Consider the following 25460-nt stretch of genomic DNA (forward strand, 5'->3'; position numbering starts at 1 on the left):
CGCTGGTAGGGGATGGTCTTGATCTTGCGTCATGTGGTGGCTTTCGTACCGTCTGCCGGTGCGTGATGTCCCACCCCGACCCCTACGGCGGCGCCGAGCCGCGCGGCTGGGACCGCCCGGCGCCCGCGCTGCCCTGGCCGGAGACCGATCTCGAACCCGGTCCGTGGCAGCGCCCCGGCCCGGGCGCCCGTCCGCACCCCGCCGACGCGGGCGCCTACGCGCGCCCGGAGACGTACGCGCGCCCGGGCGCCGACCCGTACCCCGAGACGACCCGACGCCACGACGCCGCGCGGCCGTACGACGAACCCCAGGCCGCGGAGCGCGACCGCCGGGACGAGCCGGCGCCCGGCGGGCGCGGCGGGTGGGGTGGGGACCGGCCGGACGACGAGTACCCGACCGCCCAGATCGCCCCGGTCCGTGACGAGCCGGTACGCGACGAGCCGGCGCCCGAGCCACCGCCCGGCCGCCGGGCCCGGGGCCGTCGGCGGGCGAGCGCGGAGCGGCCCCCGACCGCCGTGCCCGGGTCGTCCCGGGCCGGCCGTAACCTGCCGGCGGCGATCGGCGTCGGGGTGGCCCTCGGCGCGGCGATCGTGCTGCCGCTGTTCTTCTTCCTGCCGGCGTTCCTCGCCGTGCTCGCCGCCGCCGTGGCCATCGGCATCGGGGAGATGGCCCGGGCGGTCCGTCGCAGCGGCGCCCACCCGCCGCTGGTGCCGCTGGTCGCCGGTGGCGTGCTCACGGTCGGGCTGGCCTGGTTCGCCGGCCCGGACGCGCTTTGCCTCGGGCTGCTGGTCACCGTGCTGGGCACGATGATCTGGCGGCTGGGCGACGGGCCCGGCAACTACCAGCGCGACCTGACCGCGGCCACCCTGATCGCGGTGTACGTGCCCTTCCTGGCCGGCTTCGCGGCCCTGCTCGCGGCGGCGCCCGACGACGGGCACCTGCGGGTGCTGGTCACGCTGGTCGCGGTGGTGCTCTCCGACACCGGCGGGTACGCCGCCGGGGTGGCGTTCGGCAAGCACCCGATGGCGCCGACGATCAGCCCGAAGAAGTCCTGGGAGGGCTTCGCCGGCTCGGTCACGGCCGCGGCGGCGGGCAGCGCCGTGCTGCTGTGGCTGCTGTTCGACGTGGCCCCCTGGTGGGGCGCCCTGTTCGGGGTGGCGATCTCCTGCGCGGCGGTGCTCGGCGACCTCGCCGAGTCGATGATCAAGCGGGATCTCGGGGTCAAGGACATGAGCAACCTGCTGCCCGGGCACGGCGGCCTGATGGACCGGCTCGACTCGATCCTGTTCGCGGTGCCGACGGCGTATCTGCTGCTGGCGGTGTTCGTGCCGGTGGTGGGCTGAGGGATGGATCACGGCGGCGTCGCGGGCCGGACCGGCCGGTCGGGGACGATTCGGCACCCACGGACGGGTGCGTCCGGTCGGACGCGTGTCAGACTGGACGCGCCATGACGAGCCTCCCGCTGATCTCCGTAGACCCCGACGCCCGCGGCCGCAAGCCCGCGATGCCTCCCCGCCACCTCGCCGACCTGGACCTGCCGGGCCGGCAGGCGCTCGTCACCGAGCTGGGCGAACCGGCGTTCCGCGCCAAGCAGGTCTCCAACCACTACTTCGGGCGCCTGGTGCGCGACCCGGAGCGGATGACCGACCTGCCGGCGGCGACCCGCGAGCGGCTGGCCGGCTCGCTGCTGCCCACGCTGCTCACCCCGGTCCGCGAGCTCGCCTGCGACGACGGCGCGACCCGCAAGGCGCTCTGGCGGCTGCACGACGGCTCGCTGGTGGAGAGCGTGCTGATGGGCTACCCGGACCGGGTCACCGTCTGCATCTCCAGCCAGGCCGGCTGCGGCATGGCCTGCCCGTTCTGCGCCACCGGCCAGGCCGGGCTGACCCGCAACCTGTCCACCGCGGAGATCGTCGACCAGGCCGTCTACCTGGCCGGGGTGGCCGCCTCCGGTGCGGTGGCCGGCTCACCGCCGCGGCTGTCGCACGTGGTGTTCATGGGCATGGGCGAGCCGCTGGCCAACTACGCGCGGGTGGTCGCGGCGATCCGCCGCCTGGTCGCGCCGGCACCGGAGGGGCTCGGCCTGTCCCAGCGGCACATCACCGTTTCCACGGTCGGGCTGGTCCCGGCCATCCGCCGACTGGCCAGCGAAGACCTCTCGGTGACCCTTGCGTTGTCGCTGCACGCCCCCGATGATGAGCTGCGCGACGAACTCGTCCCGGTCAACCAGCGCTGGAAGGTGTCCGAGGTGCTGGACGCGGCGTGGGACTACGCGGCCACGACGGGGCGTCGCGTGTCCATCGAGTACGCGATGATCAAGGACGTGAACGACCAGCCGTGGAGAGCCGATCTGCTCGGGCGGCTGCTGGCCGGCAAGTTGGCCCACGTGAACCTGATCCCGCTCAACCCGACTCCGGGCAGCCGCTGGGACGCCAGCCCGAAGCCGGTCGAGCGGGAGTTCGTCCGGCGGTTGCGCGACGCCGGGGTGTCCACGACGGTGCGGGACACCCGGGGGCGCGAGATCGACGGGGCGTGTGGGCAGCTCGCCGCCGCCGAGGACACGGACAGCGACTCACGCGCGGCAACGGCGTAGCGGTACGAGACCAGGAGACATAGTGGCGAGTCAGGGTCAGCGTTTCCGGCGTAAGGCGCTCCGCCGGGGATACAAGGTCGACGAGGTGGACGCCTTCCTGGACCGGGTCGAGGCGACCCTCGCCGGCCAGCCGGTGGGCGCGCCCGTGGCCTCCCAGGAGGTCCACGACGTCGTCTTCCGGGTCCGCTTCAACGGCTACGACGAGTGGCAGGTCGACCTGCACCTCGACCGGGTGGAGCGGCAGCTCGCCGAGCTGGAGGAGCGCTCCGCCGCCCCCGGCGGGCGCGGTGGCGACCCCCGGATGGCCGACCGGCTCGGCCCGCCGATGCGCGACGACCGCGGCCTGTCCCCGGTGCCCCAGCCGCCGATGCCGCCCCGGCAGATGCCGGCCCAGGCCGGCCCGCCCGTCGACCGCTACGGCAACCGGTACGACGAGCCGACCGGCGCGTTCGCCGGCGGGTACGACGCCCCCCGCGGCGGCTACGACGCGCCTCGCGGCCCGGGCGGCCCCGGTCCGATGGGCCCGGGTGCCCCGCTCGGCCACGGTGGCCCGCCGCCGCGTGGCCTCCCGCCCGGCCCCGGTGGCTACGGCGGCCCGGACAACGGTCCGGGTGGCTACGGCGGCCCGGACAACGGTCCGGGTGGCTACGGCGGCCCCGACAACGGCCCGGGTGGCTACGGCCCGGACGAGCGGTTCGACGGTTTCGAGGCGGGTCGGCACGGCCGCGCCGACATGACCGCCGAGATCCGCATGCCCGAGCGTGACCTGCGTGACCTGCGCGGTCGCGGACCGGCCGGTCCGCCGGCGCTGCCGCAGCAGGGCTACGGCGCCCCCGAGCCGGGCTACGGCCCGCCGGACCAGGGCTACGGCCCGGGCCCGTCGATGACCGGCCCGCCGCTGGTCGGCCCGCCGGCCGCCGGCCCGCCGATGGTGGGTCCGCCGATGGCCGGCCCGCCCGGCAGCGACCTCTACCGGGTCGACCAGATCCGGCGCAGCTTCCAGGTCCGCCGCTTCGGCAGCGGGTACGACCCGGACCAGGTCGACCGGTTCTTCGAGACGCTGCTCGGCGGCATGCAGGGGCGCAACCCGATGCCGGTGAACCCGAAGGACCTCGACACGCTGCGCTTCGGGCTGGTGCCCGGCGGCTACTTCGAGGCCGAGGTCGACGCCGCGCTCAAGGACGTGCAGGACATCCTGCTCGGCCGCTGAGCCGCCCACGACGACGAAAGGGCCCGCCCCCGAGGAGGGGGCGGGCCCTTTCGCGTACCGCTGGCGCCGCGCGTCAGGACCGCAGGCCGTTGCGGCGCAGCACGGCGTCGCCGATGACGATGGCGAGCAGCAGCGCGGCGATCCCGAACAGCCAGATGTCCTCCACCCGGCCCTCCTCGGTGCCGCAGAACGCCATCAACACCAGGGCCACCGCCGACACCACCGCACCGATCCGCCCGGACTTGCGGTGCCCGGGCTTGTGCTGATCTGGCGCGGTTACCGGCTCGTCTCCTGCCACTGTCGGTCCTTCCCTCGCGATCGGATCTCCGATCAGTCTGGCACGCGCCCCGCCGGGCCCGGCGCAGGGTCCGACCTCACGGGGCACTGATGACCCGCGCGGGCGACCGGCGGCCCGCGCGCCGCCGACCGGCCCGGGTCGTTGGACCCGTTCCGACCGGGGCGCAACGGCACTACCGGCGTCGCGGAACGGCGACCACACTGCCTCCGGTAGCGTTCCTGACGTACGCCTGATGTCTTGTCGAGGGGGATTGCGGTGCGAGTGACCGGTACGGGCCATGCCAGCATGCGGATCGACACGCCCGCGGGCAGCATCCTGTGCGACCCGTGGGTCAATCCCGCCTACTTCGCCTCGTGGTTCCCGTTCCCCGACAACTCCCAGCTCGACTGGGCCACCCTGGGCCAGGTCGACTACCTCTACGTGTCGCACCTGCACCGGGACCACTTCGACGCCAAGCACCTGCGTGACGTCATCTCCAAGGACGCCACCGTCCTGCTGCCCGAGTTCCCCACCTCGGAGATGGAGGACGAGCTGCGGGCGCTGGGCTTCACGAAGTTCCTCAAGGCGCCGAACGAGCAGGTGGTGGAGCTGCCCGGCGGGCTGAAGATCATGATTCAGGCGTTGACCAGCCCGACCGACGGCCCGATCGGCGACTCGTCGCTGTGGGTGGAGTACGACGGCGTCCGGCTGCTCAACCAGAACGACGCCCGCCCGACCGACCTGACCGTCTTCGCCGAGTTGGGCCACGTACACGCGCACATGCTCCAGTTCTCCGGCGCGATCTGGTACCCGATGGTCTACGAGCTGCCGCAGGCGGCGAAGACCGCGTTCGGCAAGCAGAAGCGGGACCGGCAGTTCGACCGCACCTGGCGCTACATCGACGACCTGAAGGCCGACCACGTCTTCCCGATCGCCGGCCCGCCCTGCTTCCTCGACGACGAGCTGTGGCAGTTCAACGACATCTTCGGCGACGAGGGCAACATCTTCCCCGACCAGTCGGTCTTCCTGGCCGAGTACGCCAAGGTCGGCGGCACCAACGGCATCGTGCTCCTGCCGGGCAGCGTCACGGAGATCACCACCGAGGGCGCGACCACCACCCACCCGGTGCCGGTGGAGGAGTTCTTCGCGAACAAGGTCGCGCACCTGGAGGAGATGCGGGAGCGCAAGCGCCCGATCATCGAGGCCGAGAAGGCGTCCTGGCGGCACCCCGAGATCGACGTGCTCGGCCAGATGAAGCGCCGGATCGAGCCGCTGCTGGACGAGTCGATCTACCTGGCCAAGGGCGTGGGCGGCCCGGTCCGCTTCGACCTGGTGGGCTACGACGGTGCCGAGGTCGAGTCGATCGTGGTGGACTTCCCGGGCAAGGAGGTCCGGCCGTACGCGGACGAGAAGGTCCGCTACCGGTTCCGCACCGAGCGCGCCCTGATCGAGCACCTGCTGCACATCGACGAGGTGGACTGGGTCAACTCGCTCTTCCTGTCCTGCCGGTTCTCGGCGGCCCGGATCGGCCAGTACAACGAGTTCGTCTACGCCTTCTTCAAGTGCCTCTCCGAGGAACGCCTCCAGTACGCCGAGGGCTGGTACGACGAGCACGAGCGGGCGGTCGACGCCGAGGACATCACGCTCGACGGCTGGGTGGTGCAGCGGCGCTGCCCGCACCTGAAGGCGGACCTGAGCCGGTTCGGCATCGTCGACGGCGACCAGCTCACCTGCCAGCTGCACGGCTGGAAGTTCGACCTGGCCAGCGGCCGCTGCCTGACCAGCGTCGGGCACAAGATCCGCGCGCACCGCGCCGACGCGGAGACCCCGGCGCCGGCCGGGGAAGCGGTCATCTGACGCTTTCCGCCCCGCCCGCCGCCCCGGCACGCGACCATCGTGGTGTGGGGGCGGCGTGACGGGCGCGGACCGGGAACCGGGGTACCGGTTCGGGCGCAGCAGCGAGATGGCGCGGGACGCCTCGCGGGTGGAGGCGTTCAGCGACGCGGTCATCGCCATCGTGCTCACCCTGATGGCGGTCGAACTGCTCCAGTTCGGCCCGGACGAGCCGGGTGACCGGGGACTGCCGGCCGCGTTGGCGCACGAGTGGCGGGCCTACCTGGCGTACGTGATCACGTTCGCCGTGGTCGGCCAGGTCTGGCTGACCCACCACAACATGTGGCGCTACGTCTGCCGGGTCGACCAGATGCTGCTGGTGCTGAACCTGCTGCTGCTGATGTTCGTGGCGGCCATCCCGTTCACCGCGAACCTGCTCGCGGACCACCTGCGCGGCACCATCGGCGACCAGCGGCTCACCGCCGCCCTGTACGTGGGCACGGTGCTCGGCGAGGCGCTGTTCTTCAACCTGAGCTGGTGGTGGGCCCGCCGCCGGGGCCTGCTGCACCCGGACCTCGACCCGCGGCTGGCCCGGGCGGTGGCCCGCCGGTTCCGGCTCGGCCCGCTGCTCTACCTGGTCGCGTTCGCGGTCGTGTTCGTCGACCCGATCCTCAGCCTGCTGGCCTACCTGCTGCTGGTCGGCCTCTACGTGATCCGCGGCCCCGGCGACCTCCCGCGCGCCGGGCAGGAGGCCACCGAGACGCCGTGAGGTGTTAAGAGGGGACCCCTGCTCTACCGGAGGCGTTAACAGGGGGCCCTTCCTTACAGGTCGGCGAGGATGCGGCGGGCCGCGTTGTGGCCGGCGGCGCCGATCACGCTGCCCGCCGGGTGGCAGCCGGCGCTGCCCGCGTAGACGCCGTCCACGCCGGTCGCGTACGGCATCCGGTCGGTGAACGAGACCGTGTTGTCGACGTGGTGGATGTGCCCACCGGTGATGCCGAAGTGGGCCTCGATGCCGGGCGGGGGCAGTGGCACGGCGTCCGCGATCAGGTCACCGGCGCCCGGGGCGTACCGCTCGCAGATCGCGATCAGCCGCTCCACGTAGCCGGGCAGCGCCGCGTCCCAGGTGGTGCCGGCCAGCTCGTAGGGGACCGACTGGACGAACAGCGCCGACGAGTGGTGCCCGGCCCCGTCGGACAGCGACGGGTCGACCGTCGTGTGCAGGTACCACTCGATGGTCGGCTCGTCCGGCAGCCGCCCCGCCCGCACATCCGCCCACATGCCGCGCAGCGCGGCCATCGGCGACTCGCCGCCCGCGCCGACCAGCGAGGCCGAGCCGGGGAGCAGGTGGATGGTCGACCCGAACGGGCTCGGCGCGTCCGCCGGCAGGCAGGAGAAGCGGGGCAGCCCGGTGAGCGCCAGGTTGAGCTTGAGCGTGGTGCCGGGGCGGCGGACCGCCGCCATCCGCGCGCCCAGCTCCGCCGGGAGCGCGCCGTCGGGCAGCAGCTCCATCAGCCGGTACGGGTCACAGGCCCCCAGCACCACGGACGCGCCCACCTCCCGACCGTCGGCCAGCACCACCCCGGAGGCGGCGCCGGCGTCGAGCGTGATCGCGGTGACCGGCGTGCCGGTGACGATCCGCGCGCCGGCGCGTCGGGCGGCCTCGGCGAAGGTACGCGAGACGGTGCCCATGCCGCCCTCGGCGATCATCCAGGTGCCGTCCGACCCGGGAAGTCGGCACATGTTGTGCACCAGGAAGTTGTGGCCGGTGCCGGGGTCGTCCGGGCCGGCGTTGAGCCCGGAGAGGCCGTCGGTGACCGCGTACATGCTGACCAGCAGCTCGGAGCGGAAGTCGAAGCGGGCCAGGTGGTCGGCGACCGAGCCGCGCACCAGGTCGACGAAGACCTGCCGCAGCGCCGGCCGGACGTAGCGCTCGGCGGTCTCCTCGACCGGCAGCGGCTCGGCCAGCCAGGCCGGCGCGAGGTCCTCCCGCAACTGGGCCAGCTCGGCCTGGAGCGCGTCGTCGGCGGCCACGTCGGCCGCCGAGAACATGTCGGTGAGCTGCCGCCGGGTGGCCGCGGTGTCGCTGCCGAACAGCAGGTACGGCGAGCCGAGCCCGCCCGGGGTGGGCAGGAAGTAGTGCGGGTCGCGGCGCAGCACCGGAATGGTCACGTCGAGCGTGGCCAGCAGCTCCGGCGGCATCAGCCCCAGCAGGTAGGACCCGGTGGAGTGACGCAGGCCGGGCACCTTGGGGAACGGGTTCTCGGTGCGGGTGGCCCCACCGATCACCTCGGCGGCCTCCAGCACCAGCACGTCGAGGCCGGCGCGGGCCAGCAGGATCGCCGAGACCAGGCCGTTGTGCCCGGAGCCGACCACGACGACGTCGGCGCGGGACGGCAACTCACTCGCTTCGCTCATGCGGTGCCGGCTGGGCATGCGCTCATGGCCCTCGCTTCGCTCGGTGCGTTCGCTCATGCCCGGGCAGCCTAGTGCGGGCACGTCACCGGTGGGAGGGTTCGCGGCGGGCGGCTACCGTGGCGGCCATGTCCGAGGCTGTCCCGGTCGCCCTCGTGGCGGCGCTGGTCGTGGTGGTGCTGGTGCTGCTCATGCTACGGCGCGGCCGTCCCCGGGACCTGGTCGCCCCGGACCGCCCCGCCGCTGACGGGCGGGCCGAGGTGCTCCGGCTGGCCCGCGCCGGGCGTACGGTCGAGGCGGTCAAGGTGCTGCGTGCGCAGACTGGGCTGTCGCTGCTGGACGCGAAGCGCGTGGTGGACCTGCTGGCGGCGGGCGGGGCCTGGTCACCGGGCGTCCCGGTGCCCGGCGCGAACGTCGACGACGCGGTGCGGGCCGAGGCCGCGCGGCTGCTGCACCGGGGCAGGAAGATCCAGGCGATCAAGGTGGTGCGGGAGCACACGAACCTGTCGCTGGCCGACGCCAAGCGGTACGTCGAACGCCTCTGACGCCGAGCGGCCGTCACCGGGCGTTCACCGGACAGCGGCAGCGGTCGATGGATTCGTGTTCTACCGTCGACGGGACACCCACCGCCTCCGGGAAGGTCACCCCGATGGATCGTCGTACCGTCCTGCGTGCCACCGCCGTCGGCGGCGCGGCCGCCTTCGCCGGCAGCCTCTGGGCCGGCGCCGCGCCCGCCCAGCCCGCCCAACCCGGTCCCGGCCCGTACGGGGACCTGCTGCCCGCCGACGCCAACGGCCTCCAGTTGCCGGCCGGCTTCACCAGCCGGGTGATCGCCCGCTCCGGGCAGCGGGTCGCCGGCACCTCGTACTCCTGGCACTGGGCGCCGGACGGCGGCGCCTGCTTCCCGAGCGGCGACGGCTGGATCTACGTCTCCAACTCGGAGGTCCCGCTGGTCGGCGGCGCTTCGGCGGTGCGGTTCGCGGCCGACGGCGCGGTCGTCGCCGCCTACCGGATCCTCGGCGGCACCAACACCAACTGCGCCGGCGGGGCGACCCCGTGGGGCACGTGGCTCTCCTGCGAGGAGGTGCCGCTGGGGCGGGTCTTCGAGACCTGGCCCGACGGCGGCCGGGGCGGCGAGGAGCGGACCCGGATGGGTCGGTTCAAGCACGAGGCGGCGGCCTGCGACCCGGTGCGGCGGGTGGTCTACCTGACCGAGGACGAACCGGACGGCTGCTTCTACCGTTTCGTGCCGGACACCTGGGGCGACCTGCGCACCGGTCGGGTGCAGGTGCTCTGCGCCCCGGACGGCCAGGTCACCGGCCCGGTCACCTGGCGGGACCTGCCGGACCGGGACGGGTTCCCGGTGCCGACCCGCTACCAGGTGGGCGCGGCGCAGTCGTTCACCGGCGGCGAGGGCTGCTGGTACGCCGACGACACCTGCTGGTTCACCACCAAGGGCGACAACCGGGTGTGGGCGTACGACGCGGTGAACCAGCGGCTCGACCTCGCGTACGACGACTCGCTGGTGCCGGCCGGCGCCGCGCCGCTGACCGGCGTGGACAACCTCACCGGCACGCTGGGCGGCGACCTCTACGTGGCCGAGGACGGCGGCAACATGGAGATCAACGTGATCACGCCGGCCGGTGTGGTCTCGCCGTTCCTGCGGCTGCTCGGCCAGGCGAAGTCGGAGATCACCGGGCCGGCGTTCGCCCCGGACGGCAGCCGGCTCTACTTCTCCTCCCAGCGCGGCACCAGCGGCGCCACCGCCGGCAGCGGCGGCATCACCTACGAGGTGCGCGGCCCGTTCCGGCGCTGACGCGGCTCACCGGTCAGGCGCGGGCCGCCACCCGGGCGGCCCGCCACCGGCTCAGCGCCAGGGTGGCCGAGTAGCCGGCCAGCACGATCACGTGGAACAGGTAGAGCCAGAGCAGCACCGCCACCCCGCCGCCGATCTCGTCGAACCCGCCGAACGGCACGCCCAGGTTCAGCGGCAGCGAGCAGAACAGCACGAAGCCGTGCAGGAAGCCGGAGAGGTTCGCGGCGGTGAACGAGCCCATGCCGAGCGTGGAGAGCCAGTCCGGGGAGGCCGGTCCGACCACCCGGAACACCCACACCAGCACCGGCGTGAGCACCAGCCACACGGCCAGGAACGACAGCACCACGCCCAGCGCGCCGATCCAGCCGCCCTGGCGGACCAGCCGGGTGGTCAGTGGCAGCGCCAGCAGGATCGACAGCAGCAGCGCCGGGGCCGGCGCGAGCAGCGGAAGCAGCAGCAGCCGGCCCCGCCAGCCGACCAGCGCGCCGGACTCGCCGCGCGGCTCGGCCACCGAGACGAACGCCCGGCGCAGCCCTTCGCCGTAGAGCGAGGCCGGCAGCAGCGAGGCCAGGGCCAGCAGCGGGGTCAGCGTCACCCCGGCCTCGACCAGCGCGGCCACCGCCCGGTCCGCGCCGATCTGGGTGGGCAGGGTGTCGATCGCGTACCCGGTGAGCCGGCGCACCCGGTCGGCCCCGGCGACCAGCCCGGTGAGCCAGATCGCCAGCAGCGCCACCGGCACCACGGCGATCGCGCCGTAGAAGGTGATCGCGGCGGCGTGCAGCGACAGATCCCGGCCCCGGACCGGCCGGAACGCCGCAGCCGTGATCCGCTTGGTCCGCTCCCACCCGTCGCCCATCGCCCCCTCGTTCCCCGTACGACCGTCCGGCACGCATTACGATCCGGCGTCATGATGATCGCCTCGACCCAGCGGCTCGTGGTCCGGGACTGGACGGAATCACCGGACGACCTGGCCCGCGTCTACGACATCTACTCCCGCGAGGAGGTCATGCGCTGGCTCGGCGGCGGGGCGGGGCGGATGACCGACCCGTCGGAGGCACGCGACCGGGTGCGTCTGTGGCGCGACCGTTGGGCGCCGTACGCCGGCAGGTGGGGTCTGTGGGCGATCGAACCCCGCGACGCCGGCCCCGCGGCGGGCAGCGTCCTGCTCAAGCCGCTGCCCGGGCGCGACGGCGTGACCCTCACCGACGACATCGAGGTGGGCTGGCACCTGCACCCCGACGCCCAGGGCCACGGCTACGCCACCGAGGCGGCCCGGGCGGTGCTGGAGCGCGAGTTCGCCACCGGAACCCCACGGGTGTACGCGGTGGTGATGGCCGGCAACGAGCCGTCCATGGCGGTGGCCCGGCGGCTCGGGATGACCCACGTCGGCGTGCGCGGCGACTGGTATGGCGGCGCCGCCCTGGAGACGTTCGTCCTGGACCGCCCCGCCTGACCGTTCGGCGGAGATCATCGGACGAGGAGGCGGTTTACCGTACGTCGTGCTGATCGAGTTCGAGGCGGCGCCCGATCGGGTCGCGTTCACCGCCGCGTGGCGGCGGTTCCTCCGGCGGACGGTCCTGCCCTGGCGGTGGCTGGGCGGCTCGCTGGCTCTGCTGTCGGTGCTCGCGCTCGTCGCGGAGCCCCGGATCGTCGCCGCCGTCCTGGCGGGCGGCGCCGTGCTCCTCTGGTTTCTCGCCCCGGCCGTGATGCTGCATCGCGCGGTGCGCGCGGCCTGGCAGTGGGGTTCCGTCGTGACCCGGTGGAGTCTCTCGGACGAGGGCCTGCGGTGTGAGACCCCGGAGGGCCACATGCTGGTGCGGTGGTCCGCGGTGTCCGCCGTCGAACAGGTCCACGACCAGCTGCTGGTGTACCTGACGGGAGGACGGGTGCTGATCGTGGCGCTGGCTCCGCTGACGCCGGAGCAGAGACAGGACCTTCTCGCCTTCCTCCACTCCCGGACATCGCCGGCCTGACGCTGAGACGTGCGGTCTGCGCGATCGTCGACTCGCGACATGGGTCACAGGCGTGGCGGAAGCGCTCGTCTCGCCCGCGCCCCACGTTGGCAGTTCGCCGCCGGCCTCCTACGGTGGTGGGGACACGGGGGGAGGTGGTGGTGTGGTCGACGGTGGCGACGCGGCGCGTTGGCTGCACCTCAACGCCCCCCGGGGTGGGCCGGACGAGCTGTCGCTCCTGGTGAGCGGGGCCGCGCCCGCCATCGGGGCCACCGACATCGTGATCTACCTGGCCGACTACACGCAGTCCTCGCTCGTACCCCTGGTCGGCGCCGGCGGACCTCGGGACGAGCTGACGATCGAGACGACGTTGGCCGGCCGGGCGTTCACCGGCCTCCGGGTGCAGCGCGCCCCCGACCATCCGGACCGGCTCTGGGTGCCCCTGCTGCTCGGCTGTGAGCGGCTGGGGGTGCTGGAGATCGTGTCGTCCGGCGCCGGCGATCCCGCGCTGGACCGGCCGGCCTGGGAGGTGGCGGTCGCCGTCGCCCAGGTCCTGGTGAACCGCCGGCTCTACGGCGACGTCGTCGAACGGATCCGCCGCCGCCTTCCGATGCAGGTCGCCGCCGAGACCGTGTGGGGGCTGCTGCCGCCGCTGACCTTCGCGACCGACGACCTGGTGATCACCGCCATTCTCGAACCGTGTTACGACGTCGGCGGGGACATCTTCGACTACGCGCTCAACGGTGACGTGCTCAGCGTCGGGCTCTTCGACACCTGCGGGCACGGGATCAAGGCGAGCGCGCTGGCCTCGCTCGTGGTCAGCGCGTACCGCAACGCCCGGCGCACCGGTCTCGACCTGGTCGACACGGCGATCAGCATCGACCGGTGGGTCCGCTCCGAGCATCCCGGCCTGTTCGCGACCGCGCTGCTCGCCGAGCTGGACCGGCGGACCGGCCTGCTGAGGATCATCAACGCCGGCCACCCCGGGGCCATGCTGCTGCGGGACGGCAAGGCCGTCCGGGCGCTGCCCGGGCCGACCGCGCTGCCGCTCGGGCTGGGCAACCTGTCGGCCAGGCGCCCGCGGGTGCACGAGGAGGCGTTGCACCCGGGCGACCGCGTCCTCGCCTACACCGACGGCATCACCGACGCCCGGGGCGACGACGGGGAACGGTTCGGGCTGGACCGGCTGGTCGACTTCGTCGAGCGTGCCCTCAACGATCAGCTGCCCAGCCCGGAGACGATGCGCCGTCTGGTCCGCGCCGTCCTCGCCTACCAGCGGGACCAGCTCGACGACGACGCCACCGCGCTGTTCCTGGAGTGGCAGCCACCACACCTGCCCCTGGGGCATCTGGAGCATCTCACCGAGCGGGTTCAGGGATCCCGGTAGCGACGGACACCGTGTGCGAGCAGGGCTCGGCGGGGCAGCGCCGCTAGGGTGGGCGGTAGCACGATTACCCGCTGAGGGGGTGAGCCCGATGGCCCAGGCCGCATTCGCGCCCGAGCCGGCGCCGCAGCCCGCCGAGCCGTCGTTCGACGTGCTCCGGTGGCACGACGAACCGTGGACCGCGCAGCTCGCTCTCGATCTCCTACCGGAGACCAACGGCCCGAAGGTCGAGGTCCTGAGCGGAAGCGTGATCGTGACACCACATGCCGGCATCGACCACCAGTCGGTCGAACGCGAATTGCCCTACCTCCTGCACCGGGCCGCCCGCCGGGAGGGACTCTGGGTCTATCCGGAGATCAACCTGGTCCGTGGCAAGGACATGTTCATCCCTGACATCGCCGTGCTCCGCTCCTCGGGCGGCGGCCGGTCCGCGGTCGACATCGGTGAGGCCGTCCTCCTCGGCGAGATCGTGTCGCCCGGCAACCGGCGCAAGGACGTGATCGACCGGCCGAGGGAGTACGCCGCCGCCGGCGTGCCGTATTTCCTCCGGGTCGACCTGCGTAACCGGGTGCCGGCGCTCGCGCTCTACGAGCTGGTCGACGGCGAGTACCGGCCGCTGTCCGCCGCGGCCGCGGGAACCACGTTCGTGATGCGGCAGCCGTTCGACTTCAGCGTCGATCCGGCCGACCTGCTCGACGAGGAGGCCCCCGGGTCCGGGACCTCGGTGTGATCCACACTGGTTCGCCGAGGTGGCGGCATCGGTCGGGCCGGGACGGCGCCACCTCGGGGAAGTGAAGTCGATCAAGCCGCGGGGGGACGCCGGGGCGGGACGGGTGAGGCGCTGGGGAACAATGGGCGGGTGACCACTCCCCGAGACCTCGTGCTGCTCGGCTCGACCGGCTCCATCGGCACCCAGGCCATCGACATCGTCAAGCGCAACCCGGACCGGTTCCGGGTGGTCGCGCTCGGCGCCGGCGGCGGCAACGTGGAACTGCTCGCCACCCAGGCGCTGGAGCTGGGCGTGGAGGCGGTCGGCGTGGCCCGCGCGTCCACCGCGCAGGACCTCCAGTTGGCGTTCTACGCCGAGGCGAGCCGGCGCGGCTGGGCCACCGGCGACTTCAAGCTGCCCAAGATCGTGGCCGGGCCGGACGCGATGACCGAGCTGGCGCAGTGGCCGTGCGACGTGGTGCTCAACGGCGTGGTCGGCTCGTTGGGCCTGCCGCCGACGCTGGCCGCGCTGCGTGCCGGGCGCACCCTCGCGTTGGCCAACAAGGAGTCGCTGGTGGCCGGCGGTCCGCTGGTCAGGGCGGCCCTGACGCGGCCCGGGCAGCTCGTGCCGGTGGACAGCGAGCACACCGCGATGGCCCAGTGCCTGCGCTCCGGCGCCCGCCCGGAGGTCCGCCGGTTGATCGTGACCGCCAGCGGCGGTCCGTTCCGGGGCCGGCGGCGCGACGAGTTGACCGCCGTCACACCGGAGCAGGCGCTCGCGCACCCGACCTGGAACATGGGTCCGGTCGTCACGATCAACTCCGCCACCATGGTCAACAAGGCGCTAGAGGTGATCGAGGCGCACGAGCTGTTCGACGTGCCGTACGCCGACATCGAGGTGATGGTCCACCCCACCTCCGTGATCCACTCGATGGTCGAGTTCGTCGACGGCTCCACGATCGCCCAGGCCAGCCCGCCGGACATGCGGCTGCCCATCGCGGTCGCGCTCGGCTGGCCGGACCGGGTCCCCGGCGCCGCCGCCGGGGTCGACTGGACCGCCGCGCACACCTGGGAGTTCTTCCCGCTCGACGACACCGCGTTCCCGGCGGTCGCGCTGGCCAAGGCGGCCGGCGAGGCCGGCCGGTGCCGGCCGGCGATCTACAACGCGGCGAACGAGGAGTGCGTGGCCGCGTTCGTGGCCGGGCGGCTGCCCTTCCTCGGCATCGTCGACACCCTCCAGCGGGTGCTGGAGGACGCTCCCGACTTCGACGAACCAGGTACCGTCGAGGACGTGCTCGCCGCCGAGTCGTGGGCACGGGCGCACGCCCAGGAGATCATCGTCGGGTCGGTGGAAGGAGCTCGATGAGCTATCTGCTCGGGGTGGTGCTGTTCGCCCTGGCGATCCTCATCTCGGTGAGCCTGCACGAGGCGGGTCACATGCTGACCGCCAAGGCGTTCGGGATGAAGGTCACCCGCTACTTCGTCGGCTTCGGCCCGACGCTCTGGTCGTTCAAGCGGGGCGAGACGGAGTACGGCGTCAAGGGGATCCCGCTCGGCGGCTTCTGCAAGATCGTCGGTATGACCCCGCAGGACGACGACGTCGAGCCGGGGGACGAGAAGCGCGCCATGTGGCGCTACCCGGTGTGGAAGCGGACGATCGTGATGTCCGCCGGCTCCGCGATGCACTTCGCCATCGCGCTGGTGGCGCTCTGGATCATCGCCGTCTCCGCCGGCCTGCCGAACCCGAGGTTCCCCACCACGGAGGCCGGCTTCCGGGCCGAGCCGGCGGTGGTCGCCATCGCCCCGTGCGTGGTCGTGGAGAACGCGAGCCGCGCCTGCCAGAGCGGCGACCCGGCCAGCCCGGCCGCCCAGGCCCAGCTCAAGGACGGCGACCGGATCACCGCGGTGAACGGCCGTCCGGTCTCCACCTGGGGCGACATGCTCGACGTGGTCCGGGGCACCAAGCCCGGCGCCGCCACCGTCTCCTACCTGCGCGACGGCACCCCGGCCACGGCCACCGTCGACCTGGCCGCGGTGCAGCGCCCGCCGCTGGGCGACCCGAAGGGCGCCACCTCGGCGGTGTCCGCGCTCGGCGTGGCGCTCCAGCCGAGCACCCCCACCCGGGTGGAATACGGCCCGGTCGCCGCGTTCGGCGCCACCGCCGACTTCACCGGCAACATGGCGGTGCAGACCGCGCACGCCATGCAGCGCATCCCGCAGAAGGTCCCGGCGCTGTGGAACGCGATCACCGGCGACGAGCGCGACGTGGACACCCCGATCAGCGTGGTCGGCGCGAGCCGGCTCGGTGGCGAGGCGGTGGAGAACAACGCCTGGCTGGTGTTCTTCATGCTCTTCGTGTCGCTCAACTTCTTCATCGGCGTGTTCAACCTGCTGCCGCTGCTGCCGCTCGACGGCGGCCACATCGCCATCGCCTGGTTCGAGCGCGCCCGCTCCTGGCTCTACGCCCGGATCGGCCGCACCGACCCGGGGCGCGTCGACTACCTGAAGCTCATGCCCCTCACGTACGCGGTGATTTTGGTCGGTGGCGTGTTCACGCTGCTGACCGTCACCGCGGACGTCGTCAACCCGATCACGCTCTTCTCAAGGTGAGTGCCTGAAGTGACCGCTGTCAGTCTCGGTATGCCCCCCGTACCGCCGCCGCCGCTGGCCCCGCGCCGGGCCAGCCGCCAGATCATGGTCGGCTCGGTGCCGGTCGGTGGGGGCGCGCCGGTCTCGGTGCAGTCCATGACCACCACCCTCACCGCCGACGTCAACGCCACGCTCCAGCAGATCGCCGAGCTGACGGCGTCCGGCTGCCAGATCGTCCGGGTCGCCGTTCCCTCGCAGGACGACGTCGAGGCGCTGCCGGCGATCGCGCGCAAGTCGCAGATCCCGGTGATCGCCGACATCCACTTCCAGCCGAAGTACGTCTTCGCCGCGATCGACGCCGGCTGCGCCGCGGTCCGGGTGAACCCGGGCAACATCCGGCAGTTCGACGACAAGGTCAAGGAGATCGCGAAGGCGGCCGGCGACGCCGGTGTGCCGATCCGGATCGGCGTGAACGCCGGCTCGCTGGACAAGCGCCTGCTGGCCAAGTACGGCCGGGCCACCGCCGAGGCGCTCGTCGAGTCGGCGCTCTGGGAGTGCTCGCTGTTCGAGGAGCACGGCTTCCGGGACATCAAGATCTCGGTCAAGCACAACGACCCGGTGGTGATGATCCGCGCCTACCGGCTGCTCGCCGAGAAGTGCGACTACCCGCTGCACCTGGGCGTCACCGAGGCCGGCCCGGCGTTCCAGGGCACGATCAAGTCGGCGGTGGCGTTCGGCGCGCTGCTGGCCGAGGGCATCGGCGACACCATCCGGGTCTCCCTCTCCGCCCCGCCGGTCGAGGAGATCAAGGTCGGCGCCGCGATCCTGGAGTCGCTGGGCCTGCGCGAGCGCGGCCTGGAGATCGTCTCCTGCCCGTCCTGCGGTCGGGCCCAGGTCGACGTCTACAAGCTGGCCGAGGAGGTCACCGCCGGCCTGGAGGGGCTGCCGGTGCCGCTGCGCGTCGCGGTCATGGGCTGTGTGGTGAACGGTCCGGGCGAGGCCCGCGAGGCCGACCTGGGTGTCGCCTCCGGCAACGGCAAGGGCCAGATCTTCGTCAAGGGCAAGGTCGTCAAGACTGTGCCGGAGGCGCAGATCGTGGAGACGCTGATCGAGGAGGCGCTGCGGATCGCCGACGAGATGGGCGCCGAGATCCCCGAGGAGCTGCGGGACCTGGTGCCGGGTGGCGCCACGGTCACCGTGCACTGACCCACTTCCCGCGTCGCCGTGCGGTCGTCCCCTCCCGGGGGCGGCCGCACGCGCCGTCTCAGGGCCGGGGCACGGCGGCGAAGGGGGAGAGGGTGAACCAGCCGGGCACCGCGCGCCGCAGCTCCTCCGGCCCGGCCACCTGCACCGCCCCACTGCGCAGCGCGGCCGGCCAGTCCAGGTCGCCCAGCCAGACCTGGACCAGGGCGCGCAGGTCGGCGGTGACGGTCACGGCCACGTCGTGCCCGGGGTCGTCGTCGCAGACGTCGGCCTCGCCGGCGGCGATGACCAGCCACCAGTCGCGCAGCGCCGCCGGCACGTCGCGGAAGCGGAACCGCACGACGGTACGCCCCGGCGGGACCGCGTCGTGGTCGACGTGCCGGTGCATGTCCCACAGCAGCAGCTTCGGGTCGAGGTCGGCGTCGCCCAGCTCGCCGATCCAGCGCACGCCCCAGGCCCCGAGCGCCTCCACCACGGGCCGCAGCTCGCGCCCGGCGGCGGTCGGGACGTAACGCACGTCGCCGCCGTCGACGCGCCGCTCCACGACGCCGGCGCGGACGAGCTGGTGCAGCCGGCGGGACAGCAGCGTGGGCGACATCCGGGGCAGCCCGCGGCGCAGCTCGTTGAAGCGTTCCGAGCCGCTGACCAACTCCCGGACGACGAGCAGCGTCCACCGCTCGTCGAGCAGCTCCATGGCCTTCGCCACGGGGCAGAACTGGTGGTAGGAGGCCCCCATGGCGGGCACGCTACGCCCGGCCCGGCGGCCCGGCCAGCAACCTGTCGGGAGCGGTACAGATCTCGTACTGGGGGCCGGGCCGCCCGATGCCTAGCGTCGCTGGCAGGGACGACAGGTGAGGAGCGGGGCGATGATCGAGGAACAGGAGCGGGACGCGGCCGTGAAGGCCGGGCACCGCGCGATGTGGGCGCTGGGCGACTACGCCGCCGTGGCCGCGCAGGTGATCCCGCAGTTGGGGGCGACGCTGGTTCGGGCGGCCCGGGTGGGGCCGGGCGACCGGGTGCTGGACGTGGCCGCCGGCACCGGCAACGCGGCCCTGCCGGCGGCCCGGACCGGGGCGGAGGTGGTGGCCGGCGACCTGACCCCGGAGCTGCTGGAGATCGGCCGGGCGTCGGCCGAGCGGGAGGGGTTGGCGCTGACCTGGCAGGAGGCCGACGCCGAGGCGCTGCCGTACGCCGACGGCGAGTTCGACGCCGTGCTCTCCTGCGTGGGCGTGATGTTCGCGCCCCGGCACCGGGTCGCCGCCGACGAGCTGCTCCGGGTCTGCCGGCCGGGCGGGACGATCGGACTGGTCAACTGGACGCCAGAGGGCTTCGTGGGCCAGTTGTTCGCGGCCATGCGGCCGTACGCGCCCCCGCCGCCGCCGGGCGCCCAGCCGCCGCCGCTCTGGGGCGACGAGGACCACGTCCGGGAGTTGTTCGCCGACCGGGTCTCCTCGCTCACGCTGGGACGGGACGCGGTGGTCGTGAACCGGTTCGCCTCGCCGGCGGAGTTCCGCGACTTCTTCGCCACCCACTACGGGCCGACGGTGGCGGTCTACCGGGCGAACGCCGGTGACCCGGAGCGGACCGCCGGGCTCGACCGCGCGTTGACCGACCTGGCCGCCCGGCACCTGGAGGGCGGCGTGATGCGGTGGGAGTACCTGCTGGTCACCGCGCGCCGCGCCTGACGGCACGCCGGTCGTAGCCCGGCCGGCGTGCCGTCCCGGCGGCGGTGTTCACTCGGACTCGGCGAGGATGGCGTACAGCTTGCGCCGGGTCTCGTCGAGCACCTGGGCGGCCCGGGCGCGCTGGTCGTCGGTGCCGGTGGTCATCACCTGGCGCAGCGCGTGCATGGCCTGCGCGCCGGCGTCGCGGATGTCGTGCCAGCTGTTGACGGTCTGCTCGGCGAACTCCGCCCAGGGCGGGGTCTGCGCCGCCTCGGTCGCCTCGGCCCGGCCCTGCTCGGTGAGGGCGAACCGCTTGCGCCCGCCGTCGGAGTCGGCGGCCGTGGCGATGACGCCCTCGTCCTCCAGCAGTTGCAGGGTGGGGTAGATCGAGCCGGGGCTGGGCCGCCAGGCCCCGCCGGTGCGGGAGTCGATCTCCTGGATCATCTCGTAGCCGTGCATCGGCCGCTCGGTGAGCAGCGCCAGCACGGCGCCGCGCACGTTCGGCCGCCGGCCGCGCCCGCGGCCCCGGCCACCCCGGCCCCGCCCGTGACCGTGCGGTCCGGGCGGGAACGGCGGCGGTCCCGGGGGTACGGGCGGGAAACCGAAGCCGCCGTGGCGGTGCATCTCGTCGTGCATGGTGTGCACGTGTCGACGGAAACCCATCGGGCTCTCCTTCTGTCGTCGTATCACTGATGCATCAACGATATATCGGCAATGCATCGCCGACAAGACGTCAAAACTAGCGGGGCTAAAAACCGTACGTACGTCTTGCTAAAGTGCCGGAGTGCGCCTGCTACCCGAACCGGGGCCGTCCCGGACCCTCGCCCTGTCCATCCTGATCAATACCGTCGGTCGGGGCACCTGGCTCACCGCCAGCGCGCTCTTCCTCACCCGTTCGGTCGGGCTCACCGTGGCCCAGGTCGGCGTGTTCGCGGCCGCGGGTGACGTACCGGCGGCGGTGGCGGTGCCGCTGCTGCTGGCCGGCGCGCTGGTGCACGTGGTGGGGGAGCTGTGGCACGCGGCGGCCGGCTGGGGCATCTCGTTCGGCCTCGCCCCGGCCCACGCGCACGGCCAGCGCCAGGGGGCGTACGGGATGGGCATGCAGCTCGGGTCGATGGTCGCCCCGGTGGTGGTGACCACGCTCGCGATCGGCTGGGGCGTACCCGGCTGGCTGCTGCTCGGCGGGTCGTTCCTGCTGCTCGGCGTGCTGGTGCCGCCGGTGGTGCGGTGGGCCGCGCGCACCCGGCCGCCGGCGGCGGCGCCGGAACCGGTTCCGGCCGGCTGAGCCGCCGCTCACCGGCCGGTCACCGGGGTGTCCGGTCGGCCCGCGCGCTCCCGGGTCCATCTGGCAGGCTGGTAACCGTGCTCACGGTGCCGGTACGCCAACTGGGGGAGTCGGAGCGCCGCGCGGTCGAGCGGCTGCTCGACCTCGACCCGTACGCGGGCGCGCAGGTCGCCGAGCGGGTGGCGGCGCGCGGGCTGGCCTGGTGGCGGGCCGAGGCGCGGATCCTCGGCTACGGCTCCCGCCGCAACCTGGAGGCGATCTGCTGGTTGGGCGGCAACCTCACCCCGGTGCTCGCGTCCGAGCCGGCGGTGGCCGCGTTCGCCGAGCAGTTGGGCGCGGAGGAGCGGCTCTGCTCCTCGATCGTCGGGCGCGCCGACGCGGTGCTCGGGCTCTGGGACCGCCTCTCCGCGCACTGGGGGCCGGCCCGGGACGTACGCCCGAACCAGCCGCTGCTGGCCACGGACGCCCTGCCCGCCGTGGCGCCCGACCCGCAGGTGCGCCGGGTGCGCGGCAGTGAGGTCGACCGACTCTTCCCGGCGGCGGTCGCGATGTACACCGAGGAGGTCGGCGTCTCGCCGCTGGCCGAGGACGGCGGGCGCGGCTACCGGCGGCGGGTGACCGAGCTGGTGCGCGCCGGCCGCGCCTACGCCCGGTTCGTCGACGGCCGGGTGGTCTTCAAGGCCGAGTTGGCCGTGGTGACCCGCCGCACCGCGCAGGTGCAGGGCGTCTGGGTGGCGCCCGAGTGGCGGGGCCGGGGCATCGCCGCCCCCGCCGTGGCCGCGGTGGTGCGCGACACGTTGGAGCGGGTCGCGCCCACGGTCAGCCTCTACGTCAACGACTTCAACCTGCCGGCACGGCGGGTCTACGAGCGCTGCGGCTTCCGCCCGGTCGGCACGCTCGCCACCGTGCTGTTCTGAGGATCACCCTCTCCTCGCGTTGCGTCGAACCGGACACCCGGCGCTATGCTGGTCATGTTTTTGTACTGACCAGTCAGTTTAGTTGTGGGAACGGGTGTCATGACGATCGTCGAGGCCAACGGGCTCGGGCTGCGTACCCGCCGCGGCTGGGTCTACCGGGACGTCGACCTCACCGCCGCCGCCGGTGAGCTGCACGCGGTGACCGGGCCGCCCGGCAGCGGACGCACCTCCCTGCTGCTCGCCCTGGCCGGGCGCTTCCCGCACAGCCACGGCGAGCTGCGCCGCCGGGGACCGGCCGCGCTCGGCCAGGTGGCCGGTGTGCACGAGCCCGACCCGACGCTCACCGTCGCCGAGCACATCACCGAACGGCTGCTGCTGCTCGGCCCGGTCCCGCGCCGCCGCCGCCAGCTCGTCCCGGTCGCCGCCGTGCGGGCGCGCCGGGCCTACCGCCGCGACGCCTACGCCGCCGCCATCGCCGGCGCCGGCTTCACCGACGCCCCGCTCGACCCCGACCGGTACGGCCGCGATCTCACCCCGGTCGAGCGGCAGGTGCTCGGGCTGGTGCTGGCCAGCCTCGGCGGCCCCCGCCTGATCGTCGCCGACGACGTGGACGCCGGCGCCGACCGCCCCGAACGGGAGTGGATGTGGGCGGCCCTGGAACGCCTCGCCGACCAGGGGTACGCCGTGGTCGTCAGCGCCCGCGCCATCGAACCCGGGGTGTCCGCCACCGCGCACCGCATCGGTGACCCCGCGCTGCCCGCCCCCGCCCTGACCGGTCCCGCCCCGACCGCTTCCGTTCCGACCGCCGAGGTGCCCGCATGAGCGTGCTGCGACTGGCCCTGTTCGAGCTGCGCCGGATGACCCGCGGCCGGCTGCCACGCGCCGCGCTCGCCGTGCTCACCGTGGTGCCGCTGCTCTACGGCGCGCTCTACCTCTACGCCTTCTGGGACCCGTACGGGAACCTCGACCGGATCCCGGTCGCCCTGGTCAACGCCGACCGGCCGGCCCGGGCCGGCGACGGCACCGAGGTGCACGCCGGACGGGACCTCGCGGACGAACTGCTCGACCGCAAGGTCTTCGGCTGGACCGTGACCGACCAGGCCGACGCCACGAAGGGCCTGCGCGACGGCCGCTACCACCTGGTCTTCTCGATCCCCGCCGACTTCTCCGCCACGCTCGCCGCCAGCCCCGAGCCGGACCGCCCGGCCCGGCAGGGCGAGCTGAAGGTGGTCAACGACGACGCCACCAACTACCTCTCCGGGCTGCTCGCCCGCTCGGCGTTCAGCGAGATCCGGGCCGCCGCCGCGGAGAGCACCGCCGCCTCGTACTTCGACAAGATGCTGATCGGCTTCACCGACGCCAAGGCCGAGACGGGCCGGGCCGCCGACGGGGCGGGCAAGATCTCCGACGGGCTCGGCACCACCCAGCGCGGCGCCGGCCAGCTCGCCGACGGGCTCGGCGACGCCGAGGACGGCGCCGGGCAACTCACCGGTGGGCTGAACCAGTCGGTGCGGGGCGCCGACAAGCTGGCCCGGGGCCTCGACCAGTTGCAGACCGGCGCGGCCCAGCTCGCCGACGGCGCCGGCCGGGCCGCCACCGAGACGAGGGCCGCCGCCGCGAAGGTCGACGCCGCGGCCGACCGGTACGAACCGGTGCTGCGCCGCAACGCCGAGAAGATCCAGCAGGCGGCCACCGCCGTCGCCACCGGCGCGCAGCAGCTCGCCGACGGCCTGGACGCGCTGCCCGCCAAGGCCGACGAGGTGGTGCGGACGGCGCAGGAGATCTCCGACCGGCTCGACGCGGTCGCGAAGGAACACCCCGAACTGGCCGACGACAGCGACTTCGCCGCCGCCCGCGCGGCCGCCGACCGGGCCGTCACCCAGGCGAAGGCGCTGGGGGCCGCACTGGACCGGACCGACCTGGCCGCGTTGAAGAAGCAGATGACCGACGTCGCGAAGACCGCCCGCGAGGTGGCCGCCGCCGCGCCGCACCTGGCCGACGACGTCGCCTCCGCCCGGGCCAAGGTCGACGAGCTGGCCGGCGGGCTCACCACGCTGGCCCAGGGCAGCGCCAAGCTCCGCGACGGGCTCGGCGACGCGTCCACCGGCGCCGACCAGTTGCGCGGCGGGCTCTACCGGCTCGCCACCGGCGCCCGGGCGCTCGACGGCGGCCTGGCCCAGCTCGGCACCGGCAGCACCAAGCTGGTGGACGGGCTGACCCGGCTGGAGGGTGGCGCCGGCGACCTCGCCGACGGGCTCGCCGCCGGGGAGAAGAAGCTGCCCGGGTACGACGACGCGAGCAGTCGCGCCGACGTGCTCGGCGACCCCGTCGGCCTGATCCGCGACTCGCGGCACCCGGCCGGCTCCTACGGCGTGGGCTTCGCGCCCTACTTCCTGGCGCTGGCGCTCTGGGTCGGCGCGATGATCACGTACATGTTGTTGCGACCGGTCAACCGGCGGCACGTGATGTCCGGCGCGCCCGGCTGGCGGGTCGTGCTCGCCGGCTGGCTGCCGGCCGCCGCGATCGGCCTGGCCCAGGTCGCGGTGCTCTACACGGTGGTGACGCTCGCGCTCGGCCTGCACCCGGAGCACGGCGTGGCGACGTTCGGGCTGCTCGCGCTCACCTCGCTGGCGTTCACCGCGATCATGCAACTGCTCGGCGTCGCGCTCGGCCCGGCCGGCCGGCTGGCCGCGCTGGCCCTGCTGATGCTCCAGCTCACCTCCTCCGGCGGCACCTACCCGGTGCAGACCTCACCCGGCTTCTTCCAGGCGATCCACCCCTGGCTGCCGATGACGTACGTGGTGGCCGGCCTGCGACACACCATCAACGGCGGGCCGGCCGGCCCGGTGGTCGGCGGGGCGCTGGTCCTGCTCGCCTTCGGACTCGGCGCCATGGTGCTCACCGTCGGCGCGGCGCGCCGGTCCCGCCGGCTGACCCCGGCCAAACTGCACCCCGAACTGACCATGTGAGGATGGGGCGGTGACGGACGGTCGGTCGCGCCGGCGGGAGGACACCCGCCAGCGTCTCTTCGTGGCGGCGGTGGAGCTCATCGCCGAGCAGGGTTACTCGGCCACCACGGTGGACGACATCGCGGCCCGGGCCGGGGTGGCCAAGGGGACCGTCTACTACAACTTCGAGTCCAAGACGGTCCTCTTCGAGGAGCTGCTGCGGCACGGCATCGGCCTGCTCACCGCCGAGTTCCGGGCCGCCGTCGACGGGCTGCCGCCGCGCGAGGCGCTCGCCGCCCTGGTCCGGGCCGAGCTGGACTACATCCGCCGCTACCGGGCCTTCGCCCAGCTCCTGCTGTCGGAGATGTGGCGCACCAACCGGGAGTGGCAGCAGACGCTCCGGCTGCTGCGCGGCGAGGCCATCGAGGTGATCGCCGAGACGGTCCGCGCCGGCGTGGACAGCGGCGACCTCCCCGCCGACCTGGACGTGCGGACCGCCAGCTCGGCGCTGTTCGGCGTCGGGCTCGTGGTGGCCGTGGACTGGCTGGTCTTCCAGCCGGAGCGGCCGATCGCCGACGTGCAGGAGGCACTGCTCGGCATCGTCCGCCGGGTCGCCCATACCTGACCGGAACGCGGTAATTCGTTTGATCCGCACCGGCCGGACGG

General features: G+C 73.7%; 25 protein-coding genes. 20 read left to right on the top strand and 5 right to left on the bottom strand.

Annotated features, from left to right (window positions below; genetic code table 11):
* Positions 1-65 precede the first annotated feature (65 nt).
* The 3 genes from O7600_RS26115 (at position 66) to O7600_RS26125 (ending at position 3803) form a co-directional block, all read left to right on the top strand.
* Positions 66-1343 carry a phosphatidate cytidylyltransferase gene (locus O7600_RS26115; protein WP_281591079.1) on the top strand — a complete coding sequence of 426 codons (1278 nt, stop codon included), beginning with the start codon at positions 66-68 and terminating at the stop codon, positions 1341-1343.
* A gap of 104 nt (positions 1344-1447) precedes the next feature.
* Positions 1448-2593: a 23S rRNA (adenine(2503)-C(2))-methyltransferase RlmN gene (gene rlmN, locus O7600_RS26120; RefSeq protein WP_281591080.1), complete on the top strand. Its 1146-nt coding sequence runs from the start codon at positions 1448-1450 to the stop codon at positions 2591-2593.
* A 22-nt stretch (positions 2594-2615) separates the two neighbouring features.
* Positions 2616-3803 (top strand): DivIVA domain-containing protein, encoded by a 1188-nt coding sequence (locus O7600_RS26125; RefSeq protein ID WP_281591081.1) that lies wholly within the window; start codon positions 2616-2618, stop codon positions 3801-3803.
* A 73-nt stretch (positions 3804-3876) separates the two neighbouring features.
* Here the strand turns inward: O7600_RS26125 and O7600_RS26130 are convergent, their stop codons facing one another.
* Positions 3877-4101, bottom strand: coding sequence for a DUF2631 domain-containing protein (locus O7600_RS26130; RefSeq protein WP_091580146.1), 225 nt, complete (start codon positions 4099-4101; stop codon positions 3877-3879).
* A 255-nt stretch (positions 4102-4356) separates the two neighbouring features.
* On the opposite strand from O7600_RS26130, the gene O7600_RS26135 reads away from it, so the two are divergent.
* Positions 4357-5937: a Rieske 2Fe-2S domain-containing protein gene (locus O7600_RS26135; RefSeq protein WP_091580142.1), complete on the top strand. Its 1581-nt coding sequence runs from the start codon at positions 4357-4359 to the stop codon at positions 5935-5937.
* 106 nt (positions 5938-6043) lie between these two features.
* Positions 6044-6682: a TMEM175 family protein gene (locus tag O7600_RS26140; RefSeq protein ID WP_281594271.1), complete on the top strand. Its 639-nt coding sequence runs from the start codon at positions 6044-6046 to the stop codon at positions 6680-6682.
* A gap of 53 nt (positions 6683-6735) precedes the next feature.
* Here O7600_RS26140 and O7600_RS26145 read toward each other — a convergent pair whose 3' ends face one another.
* Complete coding sequence (locus tag O7600_RS26145; RefSeq protein WP_091584026.1) at positions 6736-8331, bottom strand: NAD(P)/FAD-dependent oxidoreductase; 1596 nt, start codon at positions 8329-8331, stop codon at positions 6736-6738.
* 125 nt (positions 8332-8456) lie between these two features.
* Between O7600_RS26145 and O7600_RS26150 the strand changes: the two genes are divergently transcribed.
* Entirely contained in the window at positions 8457-8873 is a 417-nt protein-coding gene (locus tag O7600_RS26150; RefSeq protein WP_281591082.1) for a ribosomal protein L7/L12, read from the top strand.
* A gap of 104 nt (positions 8874-8977) precedes the next feature.
* Entirely contained in the window at positions 8978-10144 is a 1167-nt protein-coding gene (locus tag O7600_RS26155) for an alkaline phosphatase PhoX (protein ID WP_281591083.1), read from the top strand.
* 13 nt (positions 10145-10157) lie between these two features.
* On the opposite strand, the gene O7600_RS26160 is transcribed toward O7600_RS26155, so the two are convergent.
* Entirely contained in the window at positions 10158-11000 is an 843-nt protein-coding gene (locus O7600_RS26160; RefSeq protein WP_091580136.1) for a YhjD/YihY/BrkB family envelope integrity protein, read from the bottom strand.
* 51 nt (positions 11001-11051) lie between these two features.
* Between O7600_RS26160 and O7600_RS26165 the strand changes: the two genes are divergently transcribed.
* The 7 genes from O7600_RS26165 to ispG all read left to right on the top strand — a co-directional run bounded on the left by O7600_RS26165 (position 11052) and on the right by ispG (position 17983).
* Entirely contained in the window at positions 11052-11597 is a 546-nt protein-coding gene (locus O7600_RS26165; RefSeq protein ID WP_281591084.1) for a GNAT family N-acetyltransferase, read from the top strand.
* Positions 11598-11643: 46 nt separating this feature from the next.
* Positions 11644-12117, top strand: coding sequence for a YcxB family protein (locus O7600_RS26170; protein WP_281591085.1), 474 nt, complete (start codon positions 11644-11646; stop codon positions 12115-12117).
* Between the two features lie 142 nt (positions 12118-12259).
* A complete protein-coding gene (locus tag O7600_RS26175; RefSeq protein WP_281591086.1) occupies positions 12260-13483 on the top strand; it encodes a PP2C family protein-serine/threonine phosphatase in 1224 nt (407 codons plus the stop codon).
* A gap of 88 nt (positions 13484-13571) precedes the next feature.
* Complete coding sequence (locus O7600_RS26180) at positions 13572-14210, top strand: Uma2 family endonuclease (protein WP_099162115.1); 639 nt, start codon at positions 13572-13574, stop codon at positions 14208-14210.
* A 129-nt stretch (positions 14211-14339) separates the two neighbouring features.
* Positions 14340-15554 (top strand): 1-deoxy-D-xylulose-5-phosphate reductoisomerase, encoded by a 1215-nt coding sequence (gene dxr / locus O7600_RS26185; protein WP_281591087.1) that lies wholly within the window; start codon positions 14340-14342, stop codon positions 15552-15554.
* On the top strand, positions 15551-16798 hold the full coding sequence (locus tag O7600_RS26190; RefSeq protein WP_281591088.1) for a site-2 protease family protein: 1248 nt from the start codon (positions 15551-15553) through the stop codon (positions 16796-16798). Before dxr ends, O7600_RS26190 begins: the two co-directional genes overlap by 4 nt.
* A gap of 9 nt (positions 16799-16807) precedes the next feature.
* Entirely contained in the window at positions 16808-17983 is a 1176-nt protein-coding gene (gene ispG, locus O7600_RS26195; protein ID WP_091580121.1) for a flavodoxin-dependent (E)-4-hydroxy-3-methylbut-2-enyl-diphosphate synthase, read from the top strand.
* Positions 17984-18041: 58 nt separating this feature from the next.
* Here ispG and O7600_RS26200 read toward each other — a convergent pair whose 3' ends face one another.
* Positions 18042-18716 carry a helix-turn-helix domain-containing protein gene (locus O7600_RS26200; protein ID WP_281591089.1) on the bottom strand — a complete coding sequence of 225 codons (675 nt, stop codon included), beginning with the start codon at positions 18714-18716 and terminating at the stop codon, positions 18042-18044.
* A gap of 130 nt (positions 18717-18846) precedes the next feature.
* Between O7600_RS26200 and O7600_RS26205 the strand changes: the two genes are divergently transcribed.
* Entirely contained in the window at positions 18847-19665 is an 819-nt protein-coding gene (locus tag O7600_RS26205; RefSeq protein WP_281591090.1) for a class I SAM-dependent methyltransferase, read from the top strand.
* Between the two features lie 48 nt (positions 19666-19713).
* Here the strand turns inward: O7600_RS26205 and O7600_RS26210 are convergent, their stop codons facing one another.
* Positions 19714-20307: a PadR family transcriptional regulator gene (locus O7600_RS26210; RefSeq protein WP_281591091.1), complete on the bottom strand. Its 594-nt coding sequence runs from the start codon at positions 20305-20307 to the stop codon at positions 19714-19716.
* A 121-nt stretch (positions 20308-20428) separates the two neighbouring features.
* Here O7600_RS26210 and O7600_RS26215 point away from each other — a divergent pair, with 121 nt between their 5' ends.
* From O7600_RS26215 to O7600_RS26235, 5 genes are all read left to right on the top strand, one after another.
* A complete protein-coding gene (locus O7600_RS26215) occupies positions 20429-20929 on the top strand; it encodes a hypothetical protein (protein ID WP_281591092.1) in 501 nt (166 codons plus the stop codon).
* Positions 20930-21006: 77 nt separating this feature from the next.
* Positions 21007-21846, top strand: coding sequence for a DUF4081 domain-containing GNAT family N-acetyltransferase (locus O7600_RS26220; protein ID WP_281591093.1), 840 nt, complete (start codon positions 21007-21009; stop codon positions 21844-21846).
* 99 nt (positions 21847-21945) lie between these two features.
* Entirely contained in the window at positions 21946-22668 is a 723-nt protein-coding gene (locus O7600_RS26225) for an ABC transporter ATP-binding protein (protein WP_281591094.1), read from the top strand.
* Positions 22665-24815: a YhgE/Pip domain-containing protein gene (locus tag O7600_RS26230; RefSeq protein WP_281591095.1), complete on the top strand. Its 2151-nt coding sequence runs from the start codon at positions 22665-22667 to the stop codon at positions 24813-24815. The genes O7600_RS26225 and O7600_RS26230 overlap by 4 nt, the downstream gene beginning before the upstream one ends.
* A 10-nt stretch (positions 24816-24825) precedes the next feature.
* Positions 24826-25419, top strand: a complete 594-nt coding sequence (locus O7600_RS26235) for a TetR/AcrR family transcriptional regulator (RefSeq protein ID WP_281591096.1) — start codon at positions 24826-24828, stop codon at positions 25417-25419.
* Positions 25420-25460 lie beyond the last annotated feature (41 nt).

It is taken from the genome of Micromonospora sp. WMMA1998 (genome assembly GCF_027497375.1).
Taxonomy (GTDB): Bacteria; Actinomycetota; Actinomycetes; order Mycobacteriales; family Micromonosporaceae; genus Micromonospora; species Micromonospora sediminicola.

What these genes read in the sequence shown, in the direction of transcription:
- O7600_RS26225 (WP_281591094.1), top strand. Translation starts at nt 21,946, where the DNA reads ATGACGATCGTCGAGGCCAACGGGCTCGGGCTGCGTACCCGCCGCGGC.
- O7600_RS26115 (WP_281591079.1), top strand. Translation starts at nt 66, where the DNA reads ATGTCCCACCCCGACCCCTACGGCGGCGCCGAGCCGCGCGGCTGGGAC.
- O7600_RS26230 (WP_281591095.1), top strand. Translation starts at nt 22,665, where the DNA reads ATGAGCGTGCTGCGACTGGCCCTGTTCGAGCTGCGCCGGATGACCCGC.
- O7600_RS26155 (WP_281591083.1), top strand. Translation starts at nt 8,978, where the DNA reads ATGGATCGTCGTACCGTCCTGCGTGCCACCGCCGTCGGCGGCGCGGCC.
- O7600_RS26160 (WP_091580136.1), bottom strand. Translation starts at nt 11,000, where the DNA reads ATGGGCGACGGGTGGGAGCGGACCAAGCGGATCACGGCTGCGGCGTTC.
- rlmN (WP_281591080.1), top strand. Translation starts at nt 1,448, where the DNA reads ATGACGAGCCTCCCGCTGATCTCCGTAGACCCCGACGCCCGCGGCCGC.
- O7600_RS26150 (WP_281591082.1), top strand. Translation starts at nt 8,457, where the DNA reads ATGTCCGAGGCTGTCCCGGTCGCCCTCGTGGCGGCGCTGGTCGTGGTG.
- O7600_RS26180 (WP_099162115.1), top strand. Translation starts at nt 13,572, where the DNA reads ATGGCCCAGGCCGCATTCGCGCCCGAGCCGGCGCCGCAGCCCGCCGAG.
- O7600_RS26145 (WP_091584026.1), bottom strand. Translation starts at nt 8,331, where the DNA reads ATGAGCGAAGCGAGTGAGTTGCCGTCCCGCGCCGACGTCGTCGTGGTC.
- O7600_RS26200 (WP_281591089.1), bottom strand. Translation starts at nt 18,716, where the DNA reads ATGGGGGCCTCCTACCACCAGTTCTGCCCCGTGGCGAAGGCCATGGAG.
- O7600_RS26190 (WP_281591088.1), top strand. Translation starts at nt 15,551, where the DNA reads ATGAGCTATCTGCTCGGGGTGGTGCTGTTCGCCCTGGCGATCCTCATC.
- O7600_RS26165 (WP_281591084.1), top strand. Translation starts at nt 11,052, where the DNA reads ATGATGATCGCCTCGACCCAGCGGCTCGTGGTCCGGGACTGGACGGAA.
- O7600_RS26205 (WP_281591090.1), top strand. Translation starts at nt 18,847, where the DNA reads ATGATCGAGGAACAGGAGCGGGACGCGGCCGTGAAGGCCGGGCACCGC.
- O7600_RS26210 (WP_281591091.1), bottom strand. Translation starts at nt 20,307, where the DNA reads ATGGGTTTCCGTCGACACGTGCACACCATGCACGACGAGATGCACCGC.
- O7600_RS26140 (WP_281594271.1), top strand. Translation starts at nt 6,044, where the DNA reads ATGGCGCGGGACGCCTCGCGGGTGGAGGCGTTCAGCGACGCGGTCATC.